This is a genomic window from Caballeronia sp. LZ024 (assembly GCF_031451455.1).
Taxonomy (GTDB): Bacteria; Pseudomonadota; Gammaproteobacteria; order Burkholderiales; family Burkholderiaceae; genus Caballeronia; species Caballeronia telluris.
Window position 1 is genome coordinate 1,493,581 of record NZ_JARUXL010000001.1, and the last position, 21,331, is coordinate 1,514,911.

Genomic DNA, 21,331 nt, shown 5'->3' on the forward strand with positions numbered 1-21,331 from the left:
CGAAAGGACAGGAGGGTCGAATGAAGCAGTCGACGAATGAACCCAAAGGCGTGACCGACCACGGCCGCGAACTGGAAAGCCGCGATGCGAATCAGCAGAAGCGCGACGACGCCCGTGACGCGCCGCTGCCGCACGAAGCCGATCAGAGTCCGGAATCGCAGCATGAAGAAGGCACGCGCGAAGTCGGCGAGCAGGCGCATCGCGATGTCGAGCGGGGGCTCGTCGACACCGACCGGCGCGGCGGCGACGAGTACCAGAAGCAGACCCAGCGCGACGAGCACGCAAACGTGAACAGCCCGGACAAGGGCCCGAAGGGAACCTGAGCGCGTGGCAAAGGCCGGCATCGTTGCGTAAAATGATTCGCAACACGCGGCCACGCGCGCTTCACCGATAAGGCACAGCGGAAGCTGACATTTATACCGGCCGGGGAGCGTTCGAGCCGCGCTTCCCCGGTAAGCGATACCGACGGGGAATCTCTTATTCGCGATGCGGTCGCACTGCTTTGTGACTGCATCGATGTATCGAACGACCCCGCCCGCGCCTCACGCAATAACCCGGTGCCCCCGCTTCGCGGGAGGACGCCGAAACCGAATGGAACATGCAATACGATCTCCTGGCCCGTCTCAAACATGAAACCGCCGCGTGTCATACGCGGCTGGAGAACGCACTCGACCTCATGCGCGACGACTGGTCGCGCGATGACTATGTCGCGCTGCTTGAACGGTTCTTCGGCTATGTCGCCGTCTGGGAGAACGCGGCGGGCAACCGGATGCCCGCGCATCTGCGCGAATTCTTCGACGCGCGCCGCAAGGCCGCGTTGCTTGCCGCCGACCTCTGCGTGCTGACGGGCGACGACCGCCGTGCCGACACCGTGCCGCTCGCTGATCCCGATGCCGATCTTCCCGCGCTCGACGGACTCGGCCGCGTATTTGGATCGATGTACGTGATGGAAGGCTCGACGCTCGGCGGCCGCTTCATCGCGCCGCATGTCGCACGCCTCTTCGGTCTCGCGAACGGCGAAGGCAACGCGTACTTCGACGGTTATGGCGCGCGCACGGGCAGCATGTGGAATACGTTTCGCGAGACGGCCGCCGCGAGCGTTGCGCCCGGCCAGCACGACGACGCCATCGAGGCCGCCATCGCGACGTTCGACGGGCTGCACGCGTGGCTCGCGGGAACGCGTATCGAGTCGGGAGCCAGCGCATGAGCGCGGACCCGGGTGCGCCGTCGAACAAGCCGAACGCGGACGCCCGGCGCTTCTCGCCGCCGCCCGATGCCGACGCACGACGCCGCACGCTCGAATCGGGCGTCGCGAACGGCGATTGCGATGCCGAGCCGATCCACGTTCCAGGCGGCATCCAGCCGCACGGCTACCTGCTCGCGGTGTCCGACGATCTGCGCATCCTGCAGGCAAGCGACAACCTCGCAACGCTCACGGGCAAGCCGGTTAAAACCTGGCTCGGCGAGCCGGTCGAGGCCTTGCTCGGACGCGCGACCGCCGAGCGGCTCGCGCACGCCGCCACGACGGCGCAACTCGACGAAGCGCCGCTCTATCTCGGCATCGTCGAAAATCCGCTGCATGCGCCGCACTCCGCGCAGCTTGCGACACGCGATAGCGAAGGCGCCGAATTCGACGTGACGATGCACCGGCACGACGGCAACCTGATCGTCGAGCTGGAAGTCGCGCGTCACGCCGACGACGACGTGTTCGCGTCGATGTATCCGCTCGTGCGCACCTTCACGCGCAGCCTGCAGGACGTCGCGACGGTCGCGGAACTCGCGCGTCTCGCGGTGCACGAGGTGCGCGCGATCACAGGCTTCGGGCGCGTGATGCTGTATCGCTTCGATGAGGAAGGCCGAAGCCACGTGCTCGCCGAAGACCGCGACGAAAGCTATGCCTCGTTTCTCAACCAGTTCTTTCCGGCCTCCGACATCCCGCGCCAGGCGCGCGCGCTTTATCTGCGCAACCGCATCCGGCTCGTCGCGAACGTCGACTACGCGCCCGCGCGCCTCGTCCCGCCGATCAATCCGGTCACCGGCCGCCCGACCGATCTCACCTACGCGACGCTGCGCAGCTTTTCGCCCGTGCACCTGGAGTACATGCGCAACATGGGCACGTATGCGTCGATGTCGGTGTCGATCGTCGTGCGCGGGCAGTTGTGGGGTCTCATCTCGTGCCACGACCACGATCCGCGGCTCGTGCCGTTCGAAGTGCGCATGGCGGTCGAGCATCTCGGGCACATCCTCTCGCTGCAGATCGAGGCGAAGGAGGAGCGCGCGGAGAGCAGCTATCTGCTGAGCCTGCGGCGCACGATGGCGCGCCTCATCGGCACGATGGGCGAGCACGACAGCTTCGTCGAAGGTCTGCGCTCGGTGCCGGAGGACATGATGTGCTTCGCGTCGTCGGGCGGGGCGGCGATCGTCGTCGACGACGCGGTGACGCTGATCGGCGCGACGCCCGATGCGGATGCCGTGCTCGCGCTCACGCAGTGGCTGGCCGCGAACACGTCGGGCGTCTACGCCACCGACGCGCTGCCGCTCGTCTGGCCGCGCGCCGTGCAGCATACGGATACCGCGTGCGGCGTGCTCGCCGTGCCGGTCTCGCAGATCTTCCGCAACTACCTGCTGTGGTTCCGGCCGGAAGTGACGCGCACGATCGAGTGGGCGGGCGAGCCGGTCAAGCTGCGCGCCGCGGACGGCAGCAACGCGCCGCGCACCGACTTCACGCCGTGGCTGGAAACCATCCACAATCACTCGATGAAATGGCGCCCCGTCGAGATCGAGATCGCGAGCGAGTTTCGGGCGGCGATGCTCAATATCGTGCTGCGGCGCGCCGAGGAAATGGCGCAGCTCGCGACCGAACTCACGCGCGCGAACAAGGAACTCGAAGCGTTCTCGTATTCGGTGTCGCACGACTTGCGCGCGCCCCTGCGGCACATCGCGGGATACGGCGACCTGCTGCGCGAACAGGAAGGCGAGCGGATGTCGGAGCGCAGCCTGCGTTTTCTTAACAACATGCTGCAGTCCGCGCGTTTTGCCGGCACGCTCGTCGACGACCTGCTGACGTTCTCGCAGATGGGCCGCGCGGCGCTCCGACCCGCCTCGGTCGACCTGAATCAGCTGGTGAGCTCGGTGGTCGGTGAGTTCGCGCCGGACACGGCCGGGCGCGACGTGGAATGGGTGATCGGCAAGCTGCCGAGCGTCACCGCCGACGCCACCTTCCTTCAACTCGCGATGCGCAACCTCGTGTCGAACGCGGTGAAATATACGCGCACGCGCGAATCGGCGAAAATCGAGATATTCGCGGACACCACGGCGACCGAACACATCGTCTGCGTGCGCGACAACGGCGTCGGCTTCGACATGAAATATGTCGGCAAGCTGTTCGGCGTGTTCCAGCGCCTGCATCGCGCGGAAGAGTTCGACGGCACCGGCATCGGCTTGGCGAACGTGCGGCGCATCATCGAACGTCACGACGGCCGCACCTGGGCCGACGGCAGCGTCGGCGGCGGCGCGGCGTTCTATTTTTCTTTGCCACTCGTATTCAGGACGGAGCCGGGCGCGCGCCGCACGCCGCCCGCTGCACCGGCAGCATCTGCACAATCGTAAAACTCGACCATGCTCAAACCCATTCTTCTTGTCGAAGACAACCCCAACGACCTGGAGCTCACGCTCGTCGCGCTGGACAAGAGCCAGCTCGCGAACGAAGTGATCATCGCGCGCGACGGCCAGGAAGCCATCGACTACCTGACGAGCGCCGGCGCGTGGAAAGAGCGCGTGCCGGGCAACCCCGCCGTGATCCTGCTCGACCTGAAACTGCCGAAGATCGACGGCCTCGAAGTGCTGGAGACGATCCGCGGCAACGCGTCGCTCAAGAGCATTCCGGTCGTGATGCTGACGTCGTCGCGCGAAGAGCAGGATCTCGTGCGCAGCTACGAGCTCGGCGTGAATGCGTATGTGGTGAAGCCCGTCGAATTTTCCGAATTTGTCGAAGCGATCGCCGATCTGGGCGTATTCTGGGCCGTGCTGAACGAACCGCCGCCGGGCTCGACGCGCTTTCGGCGTCCGAGCGCGAGCGAATGACCCCACGATCACGTTGCGAAAGACCCCGCGTATGACCTTGCGAAACCTTGCGCGAAAGCAGCACCTGCATCGGCCGGCGATGCGGTCCGCCGCCTGCGCGCCGACCGGCGGGGCCGTCTAGAACATGCAGCCCCTGCACCTGCTTCTCGTCGAAGACAACGCGCTCGATGCGGAGCTGACGCTTGCCCAGCTCGAACGCGCCGACTACGCCGTCGAGGCGCAGATCGTCTATGACGAAGTCAATTTCGTCGCGCAGCTGGAATCGACGCGGTTCGACGTGATCCTCGCCGATTTCGTGATGCCGACGTTCTCGGGCATCGAAGCGCTGACGCTCGCGATGGAGCGCGCGCCGGACACGCCCTTCATCTTCGTGTCGGGACTGCTCGGCGAAGAGCACGCGGTGGAAATGCTCAAGCGCGGCGCGACCGACTACGTCTTGAAGCAGCGCCTGCAACGGCTGCCTGCCGTCGTGCGGCGCGCGATGCGCGAGGCTGCGGAACGCCAGCAGCGCATCGCGGTGGAGCGCGTGCTGCGCGAAACGGAGACGCACTTTCGCCTGCTCGTCGACGCGCTCAAGGACTATGCCGTCATCACGCTCGATCCGGAAGGGCGCATCCGCACGTGGAACGCGGCGTCGGAGCGCATCCTGGGATATCCGGCGCAGGACGTCGTCGGCCGCTCGGCGAGCGTCTTCCTGAGCCCGGAAGACCGCGAGGCGGGCGTGTTCGAGGAGGAGCTCGCCACCGCGCGGCGCGAGGGCAGCGCAAGCGACGACCGCTGGCTGTGGCGCAAGGACGGCCATTCGTTCTTCGCCTCGGGTGTCACGACCGCGATCCGCACCGAGAGCCACGAGCTGATCGGCTTTTCGAAGATCATCCGCGACGCGACCGAAGCCCACATGGCCGCCGACGCATTGCGGCTCGCGAAGGAGCAGGCCGAGACGGCGAACCGCGCCAAGGATCACTTTCTGGCGGTGCTGTCGCACGAACTGCGCACGCCGCTCACACCAATCCTCGCCGCCGTGCGCCTCCTGGAAATGAAGCGCCAGCTGGCCGACGATGCGTTGCCCACGCTCGATCTGATTCGCCGCAACGTCGAACTGGAAGCGCGCCTGATCGACGATCTGCTCGATCTCACGAGCATCGCGCGCGGCAAGCTGAGCCTCAATTTCACCCACGTCGTGCTCGATACGCTGATGACGAGCGCGCTCGACATGTCCGTGTCCGATCTGCGCGCGAAGGGGCTGTCGCTCGACACGCGCTTCGAGGCGGGCGGCTCGCTCGTGCTCGGCGACGCCGCGCGCCTGCAGCAGATCGTCTGGAACCTGATGAAGAATGCGGTCAAGTTCACGCCGTCCGATGGACGCATCGAGGTGCGCACGTGGAACCCGGACGCGTCGACGATCGCCGTGTCGGTCGCGGACAGCGGCATCGGCATCAGCGCCGAGGCGCTGCCGCGCATCTTTTCGGCGTTCGAGCAGGCCGACGATTCGATCACGCGCGCGTTCGGCGGCCTGGGGCTCGGTCTCGCGATCGCCAGCACGCTCGCGCAGAAGCACGGCGGCACGCTGACCGCGCAGAGCGAGGGCCGCGACAAGGGCGCGCGCTTCACGCTCACGCTGCCGCTCGTGAAAGCCGAGCCGGAGCACGAGAGTTCGCCGAACGCCACGGCGGAGCCGAACGCCGCCGGTCGCTCGCTCAAGGTGCTGCTCGTCGAGGACAACGAGTACACGTCGTCGGCGATGGCCGAGGTGCTCGAAGTGCTGGGGCATCAGGTGGCCGTCGCGTCGACGGTCGGCGAGGCGCTCGCGCTGGCGAAAAGCGATTCGTTCGATCTGCTCGTGTCCGATATCGGTTTGCCGGACGGCAGCGGCCTTGATGTCGCGCGCGCGTGGCAGGACCTGCAGCCGGGCAAGCCGTCCGTTGCGATCACCGGATACGGCATGGACGAGGACATCCGGCGCTGCCGCGAGGCCGGCTTCGACGATCATCTGACCAAGCCCGTGAATTTCGCGCGGCTCGAAGCGCTGATCCATTTGCTCGCACAGAAACCAGCGAGCGAGTGACGCGTCCCGCGCCGCGGAATTTTGCGCGGCGACTGTCGATTCGGCAGCGGCTTGATCGTCGTAGGGGTGGAGCGCCCGGCAAACGGGCCAGGCGCGATCCGGTTCATCCGACGTACACCTCTGATCCTCAAGCCAAGGAGCCGCCGTCATGTCCACATCCGCCGTCAAACCGATTCCCGAAGGCATGCACTCGCTGACCCCGCATCTCGTGTGCGCGGGCGCCGCCGAGGCCATCGATTTCTACGTCAAGGCGTTCAATGCCGTCGAAATGGTGCGGCTGCCCGGTCCGGGCGGCAAGCTGATGCACGCGTCGCTGACCATCGGCGATTCGACCCTGATGCTCGTCGACGAAATGACCGATTGCGGCGCGCTCGGGCCGAAGACGCTCAAGGGATCGCCCGTCACGATTCATCTGTACGTCGAAGACGTCGATGCCGCCGTCGCGCAGGCGGTCGCGGCCGGTGCCAAGGTGACGATGCCCGTCGCCGACATGTTCTGGGGCGACCGCTACGGCCAGATCGAAGACCCGTTCGGACATCGCTGGTCGGTCGCGACGCATACGCGCGACGTCACGCCCGCGCAGATTCAGGAAGCGATGTCGAAGATGGGCAGTCAGTGAAGTCGGGTAACGCGAACCTTACATAGGAGGTTTCATGCAGAAAATCGCAACGTGCCTGTGGTTCGATGGAAATGCCGAAGAAGCGGCGAAGTTCTACACCGGCATCTTTCCCGATTCGCGCATCCGCGAGACGATGCTTCATGGCGAAGCCGGACCGGGGCCGGCGGACAGCGTGCTGACCGTGACATTCGAGTTGCTGGGCTCGGAATACATCGCGCTGAACGGGGGGCCGAACTTCTCGTTTACGCCGGCCATTTCGATCTTCGTGAAGTGCGAGACGCAGGACGAGATCGATCGCTACTGGGACAAGCTCCTGGAAGGCGGCTCGCCGATGGCGTGCGGCTGGCTGACCGACCGGTTCGGCGTGACGTGGCAAATCGCGCCGCGCAAGCTCTTGGGGATGCTGCAGGACGAGGACAAGGTGAAGGCGGCAAGGACCATGCAGATGATGCGGACGATGATCAAGCTGGATATCGCCGCGCTGGAAAAGGCTTATCGAGGGGAATGAGCGGTTCGCGTCGGCCGGCTGGCTGACGCGGACGTTCGAGGCACGCTGCACGCACGCTTCATTCTGTGCGGCGTCCTACTTCTTGCGCTCCACCAGCTTCCCCGCGATAAACCGATGCTCCGGCGAAAACAGCCGCCGATACGTGAGCACGACCGCGCCGACCGTCCCCAGCGCCGAAGACGCCGCGATCAAAAACATGATCACGATCTGATAACGCACCGCCTGCAGCGGCGACTGTCCCGCGAGCACCTGCCCGGTCATCATCCCCGGCAGGCTGACGAGCCCGACCACCGCCATCTGGTTGAGCGTCGGAATCATGCCCGCGCGCACCGCCTGCCGCGCCGGGCCTTGCGCCGCTTCCCAGCGCGTCGCACCGAGCGCAAGCGACATCTCGACCGCGCCGCGCCCGGCAGTCAGCTCCTCGGTCATCCGCTCGATGCCGAGCGACACACCCGTCAGCGTGTTGCCGAGGATCATGCCGAGAATCGGAATCGCGTATTGCGGCTCGTACCACGGATGAATCCGGATCACGACGAAAAGCCCGAACGCGCCGACCAGCCACGAACTCGCCCAGATCGACGCGATGCTGTCGGCGCGCTGCCCGGCGTAGGTACGCCGTCCGCGATTCGAGGCGGAGACACCGGCGATCAGCGTCATCACGGCCATCAGCGGGAGCACGACGTACCAGCGGTCGAATTCGAACACCCAGCCGAGCACATAGCCGATCAGAAGCAGTTGCACGACCGTGCGCACCGCCGCCCACGCGAGCTTGCGCTCCAGATCGAGCCTGAGCGCCACCGAGAGCGCCCCGTTCACGACGATCAGCGCCGCTGCCAGCGCGATGTCGAAGAGACTCAGGTTCTGATAGCCGCTCATGGCGTGCCCTCATGCGACAAAGCTTCGGCCAGCGTGCCCGCGACCATCGTCAGTTGCCGGTCGCCGACGCGCCGTGCCTGCGCGGGATCGTGCGAGATCCAGATGCTCGCGCGAGCCGGCGCTTCGGCCGACCACGCGGCAACAAGCGCCTCGATTTCTCGCGCGGAGTCCGGATCGAGCGATGCGGTCGGCTCGTCGAGCAGGAGCACGTCGGGCGCGAGTTGCAGGACGCGGATCAGCGCCGCGATCTGCGCCTCGCCGCCGGACAGCTCGCTCGCGCGTTTGTCGAGGAAATCGTCGCTGCGGCTTGCGGCCGCCGCGAGCCGCGCGACCGCCGCGCGATCGAAATGCAGATCGCGGTAGACCTTCAGCCCGAACGGATAGCGCAGATTGTCCTCGACCGATCCGTCGAGCATCGCGGGCCGCTGCGCGATATACGCGACTCGCCGCCGATACGCCGGCACGCGCGCGCGCGCGATGGGCTCGCCGCGCCAGAGAATCTGCCCGGCATCGAGCGGATCGAGCAGCGCGAGCGTGCGCAGGAATACGCTCTTGCCAGAGCCGGACGGACCCGTGATCACCGCGCGATCGCCTTCGCGCAGGACGAAGTCGGTCGGATGGAGCAGGATCGCCCGGCGCACGGGGTCGCGCCGCTCGACGCCGCATGCGGCGATCAGCGCGGCACGCGCGTCGCGCGACGGCGTCTCTGGTAAGGCGTCGAAAGCCTGCTGCGGGTTGGGCATGTCGATGGTGTGTGGGGACTGGCGAGCGATCTTAAAGCGAATCGCCAGAGCGCGGGGCGACGCGCAAAGCGGGCACGCTACATGCTGCGCCGAACGCAACTAGAAAAAATGTTGGAGCCGTCATGGCGCAAGGCCGGAAAATCGGAAAAATCGTTGCATGGTTCTTCGCCATTCTGGCGCTGTTGATCGCGGTGATCGTAGTCGTCTTTTTGACTTTCGACTGGAATCGCGCGCGGCCGTGGGTCGACGACAAGGTGTCGCAGGCCATCGGCCGGCAATTCCACATTACCGGCGATCTCAAACTCGGCTGGGCGCGCCCGCCGAGCGAAACCGGCTGGAAGCGCTGGGTGCCGTGGCCGCGCTTCACCGCGCAAAAAATCACGGTGGCGAACCCGGACTGGGCGAAACAGCAATATTTCGCGACGCTCGACGAAATCGACTTTCAGGTCGCGCTCCTGCCGCTCCTCGCGCACGACATCGTGATTCCGACCATCAACCTGGTCAATCCGTCGATCGATCTGGAACGCCTGAAGGACAACCGCAACAACTGGACGTTCAAGTTCCAGCAGTCGACCGAGCCGTCGACGTGGAATCTCAAGCTGCATGACGTCGCGTTCGCGAAAGGCGCGATCGCCTTTTCGGACGAGGTCACGAAAGCCGACATGCAGGCGGTCGTCGATACGCTTGGTCAGCCGGTGCCGATCGGCGAGGCCATGAAGCAGCAGGAAGAGGCGTCGCGCAAGTCGTCGGCGGAGGTGGTCGGCAAGAGCGGCGCGGGCAAACTCGACAAGCAGGCGAGCGCCGAGGCCGCTTCCGAGGCGTCGGCGGCCTCGGCGGCGTCAGCCGCGGCCGCGGCGAGTGCGGCGCCGGCGAATCCCGCCAGCACGTCGGCGGGCAACAGCATCACGACGAAGAACGGTCCCAAGCCGCCGGTGCCCCCGTATGGCATCGGCTGGACGGTTAGGGGCACCTACAACAAGACGGCCGTGTCGGGCGAGGGCAAGGTGGGCGGCGTGCTGGCGATACAGGACGCCGCGCGGCCGTTCCCCGTGCAGGCGGACGTGCGCGTCGGCGACACGCATATCGCGCTCGTGGGCACTGTCACCGATCCGGCGCATCTCGCGGCGCTCGACCTGCGGCTCTGGCTGCAAGGCGTGAGCATGGCGCATCTTTATCCGATCACAGGCGTCACGCTGCCGGAGACGCCACCGTATGCAACTGAAGGCCGGCTCGTCGGGCAGTTCAAGAAGGAAGGCAACGTCTTCAAGTACGAGAACTTCACGGGCCGCGTGGGCGGCAGCGACATCAACGGCTCGCTCGTCTACGCGGGACGACAGCCGCGGCCGCTTTTGTCGGGCGAACTGGTTTCGCATCTGCTGCAGTTCTCCGATCTCGCGCCGATCATCGGCGCCGATTCGAACGCGAGCAAGGTCAAGCGCGGCGAGGAGAAGAAACAGCCGTCGGCGAAGGCGCTGCCGACCGAAGAGTTCAAGACCGACCGCTGGAAGGCCATCGATACCGACGTCAAGTTCACGGGCCGCCGCATCATCAAGGACCCGGACCTGCCGATCACCGATCTCTACACGCACGTCGTGATGAAGGACGGCGTGCTCTCGCTCGAACCGCTCAAGTTCGGCGTGGCGGGCGGCTCCCTTGCGTCGAACATTCACCTCGACGGCAGCACGACGCCGCTGAAGGGCCGCGTCTCGACCGAGGCCCGGCATCTGAAGCTGAGACAGCTTTTCCCGAACGTGAAGACGATGCAGTCGGCGCTCGGCGAAGTGAACGGCGACGCGGCGCTCTCGGCGACCGGCAACTCGCCCGCGGCGCTCGCGGCGACCTCGAACGGCGAAGTGAAGGCGCTCATCACCGATGGCACGGTCAGCCGTCTTTACATGGAAGCGGCGGGGCTGAATGTGGCGAACGTCGTGTACGAGAAGCTCTTCGGCAAGCGCGACGTGAGGATCAACTGCGCGGCGGCGGATTTCGTCGCGACCAACGGCGTGCTGGAATCGCGCGTGTTCGCGCTCGATACCGACGATGCCGTCATCAACATGGATGGCAACGTCAACCTGAAGACCGAGGAAATGGATCTCGCGATCCATCCGCATACGAAGGGCTTTCGCGTGTTCTCGCTGCGCTCGCCGCTCTATGTGAAGGGCACGTTCAAGGACCCGCACGTGGGCGTGAACGCGGGCGCGCTCGCGGTGCGCGGCGCGGCGGCGGTGGGCCTCGGGCTGATCAACCCGTTCGCCGCGCTGATTCCGCTTATCGCGCCGAGCAACAACAAGCCGCTGCCTTGCCAGCAGATGCTCACCGACATGCGCAATGCGCCGAGCGCGCCGGCCGCGGGCCAGCAACAGAAGGCGAAAGCGGCGCCGGCGTATATGTCGTCGGATGCGGCGCGCGCATCGGCACCGAAGGCGCCCGCGCCGGCGAGCCCGTCGCCTGCGAGCGCGGCGCAGTACAAGGGGAGTTGAGCACGCGGGACTTCCGACACTTCTGATTCTGGCATGGCTGACGGCCGGCGACGCGCAAGCGGCGCCGGCCGGGTGTGTTTGGGGGGGGCCGGGCCGGGGGCCGGGCGGGGCCCCGCGCCCGCGCGGGGGGGGCCCCCGGGGGCGCCGTACCCGGGGTGTTGCCCCGGGGGGACTCCCGACACTTGTTTTTCGGCCTGGGGGGCGGCCCGGCGCCGCCAACGCGCCGCCGGCCGTTTCTTTTTCGTGCGTCCGTCGACGGTGACGGAGCGGAGCCCGTCGCACGCTCGTGTGCGCCACTCGTCGAAGCACACATTTTCACGTTCGATTTTCAGCGCCACGTATAGTGGCGCGCAGCGCTGTATTACCCTACGCATTCCTAAAGAGTTTCCGCAGACACGGGTTTCATGTGGCCGCGCAGCCTTTTATCGACCATCGACAACGAATCTCCAAGCCATCATCGACCATGGGAAATCTGACCCGTTTCGTTTTGAACCGCCTCGTCACCGAACACCGCGTGACGCACCTGATCGAGACGGGCTACGGCCAGGGCACGTCTTGCAACGCGGCGCTCGATGCCGGCTTTACGCAGGCGCTGTCGTGCGAGATCAACGAGCCGCTGTTCGCGAAGGCGCAGCACAGCGCGCGCGTGCAGGTCATGCACGCCGACAGCCTCAGCTTCCTGCGATCGCCGTCCGTGGTCAGTGCGCTGAGCGATTCCCGCTGCCTGGTCTTTCTCGACGCCCACTATCCGGGCGCCGACTACGCCGGCGAAAGCTACTCGGACACCGGCCGCCCCGCCGATCGACGCCTGCCGCTCTTGGCCGAACTCGAACTTTTGCGCGGGAAAATGGATGATGCACTGGTGATCGTCGACGACGTGCGGATTTATCGACGCGATTTCGACGTGGCGTTCGGGCCGTTGCCCGACGCGGTCGAGAACGCGTTTCACAAGGAAACCGAATTCGTCGCGTTGCTCGAAAGCTATCACACCACGCACAGCGTTCACTGGCATGCGGAAGAAACGGGCTTTGCGGTGCTCTGGCCGTTGGCGTGGGGCGCGTGCGACCTGACGAAATGGGTGCGTCCCGGCGACCGGACCAGTCCCAATATCCTGCATCTTGGCGTGCCCGGTACGACGTGCATGTCGATCAATCGACGCATGCACGACGCGCGCTTCAGCAATCGCTGGCTGGTGGGCAACGGCCTGGATATCGGTGGCGGGCCGGACAGCATCGGCCTGTACCGCAGCCTGTTTCCGCGTATGGGCAGCGTGACGGTCTACGACTGGGCGCAGGGCGACGCGCAGTTCCTCGCGAACGTGGGCGACGAGCAATTCGACTTCGTCTATTCGGCGCATTGCCTCGAACATGTGATGCAGCCGCGCGCGGCGGTCCAGCAGTGGCTGCGCGTGCTCACGCCCGGCGGACATCTCGTCGTCACGGTCCCGGATGAGGACATGTACGAGCAGGGCGTCTGGCCGTCCACGTTCAACGGCGACCATAAGCACACGTTCACGATGTTCAAGCACCGGAGTTGGTCGCCGGTTTCGGTCAACGTGCTGGACATGCTTCAAGGGTTCGATGGCGAAGTCAGCATCGAAAAGGTCGAGCGCCTGACTCAAGGTTTTCTGCCGGGACTTCCGCGCTTCGATCAGACGCGCACCGCATTCGCCGAATGCGGTATCGAATTCGTTGTGAAGAAGCTTTGAGGTGATGCGTGGGTGCGTATGAAAGGCGGCTGGTGACTCATATGACGTCGCCGGTCGAGCATCGGACAGTCACATAAGCCTTCGCTGCATCGATTCTCGTATGCGAAAGCTTCTTTGCCCGCCACGCGCGGGCTTTTTTTCGCCTGTTCGGGTTGCGGCATGTTTTGGCAAAACTATATGAGGAAATTCCGATTCTCCATGATTCGTTGTATCAAGTGCACGATTGAGGAGCGGTTCTAACCTGAAGATTTCATCCGGCGCTATTTTGTCGGTTGTTGCAACTAAGCATAACGAACGAACCTGATGAGTAAGAACAATTACCGGCTGGTGCTCGGCCGTCTGAGAAAAATGCCCGTCGCCGTCGATAAAACCGAGACAACAACGGGAAAGGGCGCTGGACAGACGACGGCGCGCGGGCAGAAATCACACCCTGTGATTTTTTCATAGCGGCAAACCGCTTTCGCCGCGTCCGCGGTCATTCAGCCACGCTGAACGGGACGTCCATTGCAGGCGACGGCCCGGCGCCCGGCGTTTCCATCGGCGTGAGCCAGATCGGCGGAATGTACGCGAATCGCATCGCACTGGACGGCGGCGAGCGTATCTGCAACTGCGTGTGCAACAAGAACAAGACTGGACATTGACAGGAGAAGTATGTCGGAATCTGATCGTTTGAGAACGTATCTGACGGGACGGCAGTCTGCGCACATGAAGTTCACGCCGCGCAAGCCGCAGCAGGTTGACCGGGGGACTGGCACTGGAGGGGCGAACCCCTTGCCTGTTGTATCGGTCGTATCGTGGGAAGTGCATGAGGAAATCTGCGAGCCGTACCGGATCAAGGCGGTGATCTCGACGCCAGAACCGGTCAGCAGAAAGAAGGTGCTCGGGCACCTGGCCGAGTTCTCGATCCAGCCCGAGGATGGCCGTGAACTGCGCACATTCAACGGTTTTGTGTCGCGCTTCGATCTGGTATCGGAATCGCGCGATGGTTGCACCTATCACGTTGTGGTGCGCCAGCGACTCGCCATGCTTGATGGCCCAAGCAACTGCGTCACCTACCAGCGGATGACATCGTGGGAAATCATCAAAGCCATCCTTGAGCGTCACGAAATCCGCTTCTGGATGCAGATTGAATTCCGCCTGAAACGTGTGCATCCGAGACATGACTTCCGGTTCCAGTTCAACCTAGGGGACTGGGCCTATATCAGGCTGGAAATGGAGCAGGCCGGCCTGTTCTGCTTCACGACGGCTGACGAGCACGGCGAAGTGCTGGTGATTGCCGATGATGTCGATGGTTACGAGCGGCCCCCTGTCATGGTGCTCGACCGTCCTACGGCCGGATTGTCAACGTTCGAGGAGTCCATCTTTTCCTTCAGGGTGCGTACCCGCACCGTACCTGAATCCTTTGCCGTTGCCGATTACAACCCGGAAAGTGCGTGGGAAGTTCTGCGCAACGAAAGCCGCGTTGTACCGGACGACGAGACGATGGTTGGTACGCCCTACGTGTGGGGCACACATCATGGAGACGCCGAAGGCGCGAAGCGCGAGGCACAGTTGCGGCATGAGGCAGCGCTTGCCCAGCAGGTTCGCTACAAGGTGAAGTCGACCGTGCTGGCACTCAGGCCGGGTCGTATCGTGCGTTCAGACCGGGCGCTTGAGGATACGACATGGGGCATGTTCGTTACGAAGGTCGTGCATAGCGGCGCGCGCGACGCGAGCTACATGAACCGCTTTACCGCCATCCCGGCTGACCGTCCGTACCGGATGGCTATCGACGCAAATCGGTGGCCCCGGATACATGGCACACTCGGCGCAACGATCTGTTCTCCGGATAAATACAAATTTGCCTTCCTGACTGACAAAGGGGAGTATGTCGCGCGCTTTCATTGCGACTTCGGCAACTGGCCGAAGGGCGCGGAGAGTGTCCCCTTGCGGCTGGCGAAGCCCTTCTCGGGCAAGAACTACACCGGCATGCACATGCCTGCGCTGGACGGTGATGAAGCCTTGGTCGGGTTTCGTGAGGGCAATCCGAACAAGCCGATTCTGGTGGGCTTCATGCCCAACAGCCAGCGTCCCGACCTCATCAATTCCTCGCGGCGGCGCATATCGCGTAACGAAATCCGCACCCAGTCCGGCAATAAGCTGTGGTTGGACGACTGGGACGATCAGCAGGGAATCGAACTGAGCACGGAGCATTCGGGCCGCTCGCAACTCAACCTCGGATTCATACCGGACCGTGAGCTGAAGGAGCGTGGCACGGGTGCTGAACTGAGGACGTCGGGTCACCTGGTCGGGCGCGGCGGTGCAGGCGCGATGCTGACTGCCTACAACCAGGCGGGTGGCAGCGGCAAGGTGCTCGCCATGGATGAGACGGATGCGCAACTGAAAGATCATCAGGTGTTCGTCAAGTCACTTGCTGATTCTGCCGGGGCGTCGAAGGCATCGCCCGCCGATCTGGATGCGCAGAAGGGTATCAACGATGGCCTGAAGCAACTGAAAAAGCCCGGCGTTCTGGTCACGGGTCCGGGGCCGGTTGGCGTGGCGTCCGGCGATGGTGTGCATCTTGCCGCAGACGGTTCGATCATCGGCACCGCGAAGAAGGGCGTGCATTTCAGTACGCTCAAGCGTTTCACGGTCGCTGCGCGTGACATGGTGTCGATGTTCTCGCAGAAGGGCATGAGCCTCATTACGTCGGCGGGGGATTTTGTTGCGCAGGCCCAGCGTGGCCGCATGCAGCTCGCGGCGCAGGAGGACATGTCCATCGAGTCGGTCAACGGCGTGGTTCACGTGAAAGCGGCGAAGGAAATCATCCTGAACGTGAACGGCACCTACGTGAAGATCAGCGGGGGCGGCGTCGAGATCGGTTCGCGCGGCGGAGTGGTGTACCGCACGGCTGGCGTGACGGGGACCGGGCCCGCCCAGATGGACCTGAGCGGTGCGGCGTTCGCTCCTGCGTTCGTGCCGTACACGACGGCGTGTGAAGTGTGGCGTACCAATCCAGATTTTGTACCGCCACCAGCGCCAGTGTCTGAGATGGACGGGCCGGAGAGCATGGGAACAGTGCCGCCCGCACCGTCGCTAGGTACGAGCCCGGTGCCGCCGTCTGCGCTGGGTGACTTCTTTAGCGGCAATCGTAACCCGTTGAAGGTCGATGATCCTGAGAATGCGCCGAAAACAGGATTGGAACCCAATCCTAATGAATATCCAAGAGCGGTCAAATTGGAGCAGCCTGCGCCCTGTAATTGGGTAATGAGCGCTTTCAGTACGAGTGCAACGTTGCATCGGGAAACGCCGACTTACCACAGGTACGGTTCCACCGATAGCGCACCAGAAAAGGATGCCAACAATGATCCGATCAGTTGGGCTGGGCCGGCGAATACAACTTGTCACTTTGACTATGATTCTGATGCTAAGACGTTAACGGCAAAAGTAGTCATCGCGCTGGTGCCGAAGTTACTGGTTAAAATGAATCCGGCAACCAAGCAGCCTTTGCGTGATGCTGCTGGCCGATACGTTGTCGTCAATTATGAAACTGTTAACAACGGCGCGAATTCCGGTAAGACTTTTGCTCAACAAGGGCTTATGTTGATCGACCGAAACGTGAGCGACGTTAATGGTTCGGTCTACAAAAACTTAATTGAAACGACATTGAATAAAGGTGGGTACAAACTGATTCTTGACGGTTGTCAGAAAGGTGCGTCCTGCGGTTGTCGAGTCCCTGTGAAATTTTGCGCTGACATCCGGGTTGTTACCCCAGCGGAAGCTGAAAAGCTTAATGCTGATACTACTATTAATCTGTTTCCCAACGTCGATCGGGCAGACGCGAAGAATTGGCCTGCGGCGGATCATTACGGGGTCGATAATTCCGGACAAACGGTGGCGGAAAATTGGCAAGTCAAGGCGCATGAGACAGGACATTTATTCGCGTTCCCTGATGAATATTGGAAATATGGGGGATTTGTGCACAAACAGTACGTCAAGAGTGATATGACACTTGACTTTGCGCGTGGCAGGGAAAATTCAAGTGATAACAAGACGTGGCAAATTGAGTCGCAAGATAATCTTATGGGTTATGGATGCAACAAATCAAGTGCCATTATTCAGCCGTATTATCTTGAGTACATCCGACAATGGTTTTCAAGCTATACCAATAAGAAATGGAGGGTTGGCTATGAGAATAAAGCGTGATTTTGCGGTGGAGCCGAAAGGTGTTGCGAATATAGCCCTCGTCCAGGGGCTGTTCATGTCGACAATTTTTCTCCTGTCCTTCTTCTTTTTATGGAGCACAAACGTTATGGCTGCCGATAACAAAGCGTCCCTTGGTGACGGCGGCAAATTCACGCTGCTGTGGAGCGGCGGACACGACTGGGGTTCGAGGGAGATCAGCTTCGACGGTAATCGAAGGTTTTATTATGCAATTGGGGATACCCTGCACAGCGACTCGCAGACAGGCGTTGGTGCTTTCCAGCTTGAGTTGCAGAATGCTGACCTCGAAGAGGTGAAGACTGCTGCGAATGTTCTTTGTGATAAGAGTATTCAGAAGGATGATTTCAAAACAACTGACTCCCCGGCTATTTTCTCCGTGACATGTTTTGAAGGGAGCGCGGCTGTTACAAAAAAAGGTACCCTTCGGGCGATTCCGGACGATCTCAAAAGCAAACTTTATACAATTACTTCGAGATTATCGGATAAGGCATATTTGGAAGGGAAAAAGCTGGTTAAACTTGACTTCGCGCCTGACAAGGTCGAGTACCGAGATGGAAAATTTATTGTATCAGTGCGATTCGTAAATTCGGGAAATCGGTGGATTAAATTTAATACTCCAGATCAATGGCAGGGAACTACTTGGGGAGGGCGGTTGGGCATAGGCGCGATAAACAAAATTGGAGATAATGGGGTAAGTGAGTCAGTAAAAGGTAGTTGGGGATTCGCGTTAGGCGGGCAAAAATTAATTAATAGGGATGAATTCCACGAGGGGCTTGTTACGCTAAACCCAGGGGAATCGAAGATCCTTAAATTCCAGACGATCCCTGATAACAAGGCTTCGAAGGGGGAGTACGAGTTTTCTGGTGTCGCATATATGAGTATTGAATGTGAAGGAGGTGGGGCGGCACTGTCTGGGCTTGTGGTTTTGGGTCCGATCAAGACACGCGTTACCATCGACCGCGACTATCCCTCAACACCCGAGGAACGCGAGCAGTGGGAAGCGACGCATCGCGCCACCATGTCGTCTCAACCAGTCAAGCCTGGTGAAGCGTTTGCGGAGGACGGCCTGTACCGCGCTGTACGCACGAACTCCAGCACCCATCGCAGCCTCCAGCTCGTGCAGTTCAAGGCCGGGGCCGTCGCCACTACCGACAGCGTCAAGATGCCGATGGAGAACGGCAACGGCGTCAACATCAACGGGCCAGTGCAATGGGAGTGGCAGGCCACCGCGCCGACACCGGTCAAGCAGTGGTCGTTCGACATGATCGATGACACCCGCCAGTTCTGCGCGCCGGGTTCGACCTGTCCGCGCAGCGGGCGCTGGGTGGCCCGCATCAATGCGGGATCGGATTCCCTTTACCCGGAATACCGCCATGACCTGTCGAGCCTCGTGACGCTGCGGCGCGGCCAGCCGATGCCGTCGATCAAAGGTGCGGGCGAGCGGCGGGCCGATTGGGAATGGGTGGGAGCCTGAGATGGGAGCACGCGCCCACATATACGAAGGCGATCACACCACCGCGCGCGGGACCGTGGCCGATGGCATCGATGGCACCGGCTATAACGGACGCAGGATGAGCTATATCGGCGCACCCGTGATCTGTCCGGCTTGTGGCACTACCGGCAGGATAGGCCGCAACGGTGAACGCTTCGAACAGGACTGGTACGGCAAAGTGCCCGCGCTGGAGAACGACTTCTGCCTGTGCGCCTGCAATCCGAAACCTCTGCTGCTTGCCTCGCAGCACGAATGGACGGTTGACTGACAGGAGGCTGGATGAGTTTTCGCTGGAACCCGCAGTTCCCGTCCGAGCGGGTGTCATACGAGCCGTTGCCCATCTGGTTCTATCTCGTGCTGTACGTGATTATCGAGGGTGCCGCCCTCGCAATGGTGGTGCCTGGCTTGCCGAAGACCGGCACCATGCCCTGGGACAGAATTCTGCATTACGCGGTCGCGGTGCCGTTTTTCTGCTGGCTGACACTGAGTTGTCTTGTGCATTGGTTGGCATATGACGTCCCGGCGACGCAGGCCGCAGAACATAACTCGGCGCGCTGGCACGAGATAACCCGCTGGCAGCAGCAAAGCCGCTCGGGCATGGCGGTGCTCGACAGCGTGATCCTTACGCCCGAGCCGGACCTGGCCGAGCGCATGTTGGCACTCGAAGGCACACCGCCCGAGAATCCCGGCAAGGTAATGGCGTTGGGAAGCATCGATGCGGCCGATGATGGCTCGCGTCTGAACCGCCTGCTGGATGCGCTGCTTATGCCGCTGACCGGGAAGCTCGCGCCGGCGGCGAAAGGCGGATCGTTCGAGATCGTGATGCAGTGCGAGGGTGAAGAGTGGTCTACGGCAGTCCTGGCGGCATGGAAGAAGCTGGAGCTACCGGGCAAACCGGTAGTGCGGTGGCTGGATAACCGTCGCGACGTTGGCTTTGCTGATAAGTGGTTCGAGGATGAGGCCCGCCCCTATTGGTATGCGCAGGACAGGACGCCGAAGTATCGGCTCCTGCTCGCCTGGCATCTGAACGACGCGGGACCGGATGAGAAGCCGGAGACCTCGGAAGCGGCGGTGGCACTGCTGCTGGGGTCACCTGCACTCATGGCCGAGAAGCCGGACCTGAAGCGCCAGGCGTGGCTGCTGCGCCAGATTACCGGCGACGCCGATCAGACGGACAGACTGCTCGCCTCGCTGCTCAAGGCCGAACAGGTGCCCAGCGAGCGTATCCGTCACTTCTGGCACAGCGGACTCAAGGGGCTGGCACAGCATGCGACGCTTGGCGCGGTGAGGGAGTCCGGCCTGAAGGTGGAAGCGCATGCGCTCGATCCGGCGATCGGCCCGCAGGCCCCGGTGGCGCGCTGGGTGATTCAGGCGCTGGCCGCGAAGATGGCGCATTTCGGCCAGGGGCCACAGCTCATTGCACTGCCTCACGAGCAGGGTGTCGCGCTGAACCTTGTGGCGAAGGACCCGGCTCCGGTGAACGTGCCTTGGAAGGAGGAATACGGCTACAACCCGCTATTGGGTCCAGAATGCGGCGCACTCACGTCGTTATGGATGGTCAACATGCTGCTGTCACCGGACAAGGGCTGGAGTACAACGGACACGATCGTTACGTGTCTCACTGTCTTTTTCATGCTGGTATTTTTCATCGTCCGTCGTCCTGGACTTGCCTCACGGATGGCGGACTCGACAGTGGACTTCGTGGGGAGCGTTATTGGCTTTTGAGAAGGAGAACCACATGCCTAAATATGCAGGGTATGTCGCGCCGTTCGAATCACGTGTGCAGTCCCGTGAAAGATGGCGCAGGGTCTACACGAAGGCCGGTGTTAGCAAGTGGCTGCTGTTGAGCATTGCATGTGTGGTCCTGCTTGCGGCCTTCGCCTTGTGGGGCTGGTGGGACCGGGCGCCGGCCTGGGAGTATCCCGTGACCGTAGCGGTGTGTGCGAGGGGCGCTAGCGGTTCCTATCATCGCGTCCCATGGGGAGCACGCTCGCTGTTCCCTACATTATGTGCAACGCAGCATCGACAACCAGCCTGTCCAGACTTTAGACAAGCCACTTGCCGTGTAAGTCCTCGTTAGGGACGCTGTTAGCTTGAGTCCTCGACGCGACACATGTCTAATATGTAGGATGGTCCCGCCGTAGGGGGACGAAGGTTTCCCCGCACCGCAACCTGTGGGGAAACGTAGGGGAATGGATGGTTGAGGGAGCGTGGGGGACGGAATTTTCCCCACACGCCGCCTGCAAAGCCTTATGCGGCGGGGCTGTTTATCCCAGGGTGTGATTTGCGCACAGCCTTGTGAACATTTTCTGTGGATAAGTCTGGCGCGGCCGGGCGCCCGCACGACGCTCGCCCAACTGATGCAAACCGCATCGCGAGTGTTTTATCCAGTCGAATCAACGACGTAATGCACTCGCCACGTGCTTGTCCACAGCTCTGTCAACATTCGCCGGGGATAACTCTCCCGTGCCGCAAGCGCCGTTGACGCGCTTCCGCGCAGCATCGAAATCCTTTTGCGCATCAAGCACTTGTCGTCGTTGTCCGAAGCTTTTCA

Annotated in this window: 16 protein-coding genes; 14 read left to right on the forward strand and 2 right to left on the reverse strand. The window is 62.7% G+C overall.

Annotation, left to right across the window (positions count from 1 at the left end):
* The first annotated feature begins 20 nt into the window (after positions 1-20).
* The 7 genes from QCE48_RS06840 to QCE48_RS06870 all read left to right on the forward strand — a co-directional run bounded on the left by QCE48_RS06840 (position 21) and on the right by QCE48_RS06870 (position 7,275).
* Entirely contained in the window at positions 21-323 is a 303-nt protein-coding gene (locus QCE48_RS06840) for a hypothetical protein (protein WP_309785568.1), read from the forward strand.
* A gap of 275 nt (positions 324-598) precedes the next feature.
* Positions 599-1,207 carry a biliverdin-producing heme oxygenase gene (locus QCE48_RS06845; protein WP_309785567.1) on the forward strand — a complete coding sequence of 203 codons (609 nt, stop codon included), beginning with the start codon at positions 599-601 and terminating at the stop codon, positions 1,205-1,207.
* Positions 1,204-3,609, forward strand: a complete 2,406-nt coding sequence (locus tag QCE48_RS06850) for an ATP-binding protein (protein ID WP_309785565.1) — start codon at positions 1,204-1,206, stop codon at positions 3,607-3,609. The genes QCE48_RS06845 and QCE48_RS06850 overlap by 4 nt, the downstream gene beginning before the upstream one ends.
* A 9-nt stretch (positions 3,610-3,618) precedes the next feature.
* Positions 3,619-4,083, forward strand: coding sequence for a response regulator (locus QCE48_RS06855; protein ID WP_309785564.1), 465 nt, complete (start codon positions 3,619-3,621; stop codon positions 4,081-4,083).
* Positions 4,084-4,207: 124 nt separating this feature from the next.
* Positions 4,208-6,148, forward strand: a complete 1,941-nt coding sequence (locus QCE48_RS06860; protein WP_309785563.1) for a response regulator — start codon at positions 4,208-4,210, stop codon at positions 6,146-6,148.
* 148 nt (positions 6,149-6,296) lie between these two features.
* The gene (locus QCE48_RS06865) at positions 6,297-6,767 is read left to right on the forward strand and encodes a VOC family protein (protein ID WP_309785562.1); all 471 of its coding nucleotides are present in this window, start codon (positions 6,297-6,299) and stop codon (positions 6,765-6,767) included.
* A gap of 34 nt (positions 6,768-6,801) precedes the next feature.
* Positions 6,802-7,275, forward strand: coding sequence for a VOC family protein (locus QCE48_RS06870; RefSeq protein WP_309785561.1), 474 nt, complete (start codon positions 6,802-6,804; stop codon positions 7,273-7,275).
* Positions 7,276-7,350: 75 nt separating this feature from the next.
* On the opposite strand, the gene QCE48_RS06875 is transcribed toward QCE48_RS06870, so the two are convergent.
* Both QCE48_RS06875 and QCE48_RS06880 read right to left on the reverse strand, forming a co-directional pair.
* Complete coding sequence (locus QCE48_RS06875; protein WP_309785560.1) at positions 7,351-8,151, reverse strand: ABC transporter permease; 801 nt, start codon at positions 8,149-8,151, stop codon at positions 7,351-7,353.
* Complete coding sequence (locus tag QCE48_RS06880; protein WP_309785559.1) at positions 8,148-8,894, reverse strand: ATP-binding cassette domain-containing protein; 747 nt, start codon at positions 8,892-8,894, stop codon at positions 8,148-8,150. Before QCE48_RS06880 ends, QCE48_RS06875 begins: the two co-directional genes overlap by 4 nt.
* 122 nt (positions 8,895-9,016) lie before the next feature.
* On the opposite strand from QCE48_RS06880, the gene QCE48_RS06885 reads away from it, so the two are divergent.
* From QCE48_RS06885 to QCE48_RS06915, 7 genes are all read left to right on the forward strand, one after another.
* Positions 9,017-11,374 carry an AsmA family protein gene (locus tag QCE48_RS06885; RefSeq protein WP_309785558.1) on the forward strand — a complete coding sequence of 786 codons (2,358 nt, stop codon included), beginning with the start codon at positions 9,017-9,019 and terminating at the stop codon, positions 11,372-11,374.
* A gap of 463 nt (positions 11,375-11,837) precedes the next feature.
* On the forward strand, positions 11,838-13,082 hold the full coding sequence (locus tag QCE48_RS06890) for a class I SAM-dependent methyltransferase (RefSeq protein WP_309785557.1): 1,245 nt from the start codon (positions 11,838-11,840) through the stop codon (positions 13,080-13,082).
* A 303-nt stretch (positions 13,083-13,385) separates the two neighbouring features.
* Entirely contained in the window at positions 13,386-13,529 is a 144-nt protein-coding gene (locus QCE48_RS06895) for a hypothetical protein (RefSeq protein ID WP_309785556.1), read from the forward strand.
* A gap of 258 nt (positions 13,530-13,787) precedes the next feature.
* The gene (locus QCE48_RS06900) at positions 13,788-17,267 is read left to right on the forward strand and encodes a type VI secretion system tip protein VgrG (protein WP_309785555.1); all 3,480 of its coding nucleotides are present in this window, start codon (positions 13,788-13,790) and stop codon (positions 17,265-17,267) included.
* Positions 17,251-18,759 (forward strand): hypothetical protein, encoded by a 1,509-nt coding sequence (locus QCE48_RS06905; protein WP_309785554.1) that lies wholly within the window; start codon positions 17,251-17,253, stop codon positions 18,757-18,759. Before QCE48_RS06900 ends, QCE48_RS06905 begins: the two co-directional genes overlap by 17 nt.
* Position 18,760: 1 nt before the next feature.
* On the forward strand, positions 18,761-19,045 hold the full coding sequence (locus tag QCE48_RS06910) for a PAAR domain-containing protein (RefSeq protein WP_309785553.1): 285 nt from the start codon (positions 18,761-18,763) through the stop codon (positions 19,043-19,045).
* Positions 19,046-19,056: 11 nt separating this feature from the next.
* Positions 19,057-20,502: a hypothetical protein gene (locus tag QCE48_RS06915; RefSeq protein WP_309785552.1), complete on the forward strand. Its 1,446-nt coding sequence runs from the start codon at positions 19,057-19,059 to the stop codon at positions 20,500-20,502.
* Positions 20,503-21,331 lie beyond the last annotated feature (829 nt).

Bases quoted from the DNA above. Each gene is read 5' to 3' on its own strand.
- QCE48_RS06865 (WP_309785562.1), top strand. From the start codon at position 6,297: ATGTCCACATCCGCCGTCAAACCGATTCCCGAAGGCATGCACTCGCTG.
- QCE48_RS06915 (WP_309785552.1), top strand. From the start codon at position 19,057: ATGAGTTTTCGCTGGAACCCGCAGTTCCCGTCCGAGCGGGTGTCATAC.
- QCE48_RS06905 (WP_309785554.1), top strand. From the start codon at position 17,251: ATGAGAATAAAGCGTGATTTTGCGGTGGAGCCGAAAGGTGTTGCGAAT.
- QCE48_RS06875 (WP_309785560.1), bottom strand. From the start codon at position 8,151: ATGAGCGGCTATCAGAACCTGAGTCTCTTCGACATCGCGCTGGCAGCG.
- QCE48_RS06860 (WP_309785563.1), top strand. From the start codon at position 4,208: ATGCAGCCCCTGCACCTGCTTCTCGTCGAAGACAACGCGCTCGATGCG.
- QCE48_RS06845 (WP_309785567.1), top strand. From the start codon at position 599: ATGCAATACGATCTCCTGGCCCGTCTCAAACATGAAACCGCCGCGTGT.
- QCE48_RS06910 (WP_309785553.1), top strand. From the start codon at position 18,761: ATGGGAGCACGCGCCCACATATACGAAGGCGATCACACCACCGCGCGC.
- QCE48_RS06900 (WP_309785555.1), top strand. From the start codon at position 13,788: ATGAAGTTCACGCCGCGCAAGCCGCAGCAGGTTGACCGGGGGACTGGC.
- QCE48_RS06840 (WP_309785568.1), top strand. From the start codon at position 21: ATGAAGCAGTCGACGAATGAACCCAAAGGCGTGACCGACCACGGCCGC.
- QCE48_RS06890 (WP_309785557.1), top strand. From the start codon at position 11,838: ATGGGAAATCTGACCCGTTTCGTTTTGAACCGCCTCGTCACCGAACAC.
- QCE48_RS06880 (WP_309785559.1), bottom strand. From the start codon at position 8,894: ATGCCCAACCCGCAGCAGGCTTTCGACGCCTTACCAGAGACGCCGTCG.
- QCE48_RS06855 (WP_309785564.1), top strand. From the start codon at position 3,619: ATGCTCAAACCCATTCTTCTTGTCGAAGACAACCCCAACGACCTGGAG.
- QCE48_RS06895 (WP_309785556.1), top strand. From the start codon at position 13,386: ATGAGTAAGAACAATTACCGGCTGGTGCTCGGCCGTCTGAGAAAAATG.
- QCE48_RS06870 (WP_309785561.1), top strand. From the start codon at position 6,802: ATGCAGAAAATCGCAACGTGCCTGTGGTTCGATGGAAATGCCGAAGAA.
- QCE48_RS06885 (WP_309785558.1), top strand. From the start codon at position 9,017: ATGGCGCAAGGCCGGAAAATCGGAAAAATCGTTGCATGGTTCTTCGCC.
- QCE48_RS06850 (WP_309785565.1), top strand. From the start codon at position 1,204: ATGAGCGCGGACCCGGGTGCGCCGTCGAACAAGCCGAACGCGGACGCC.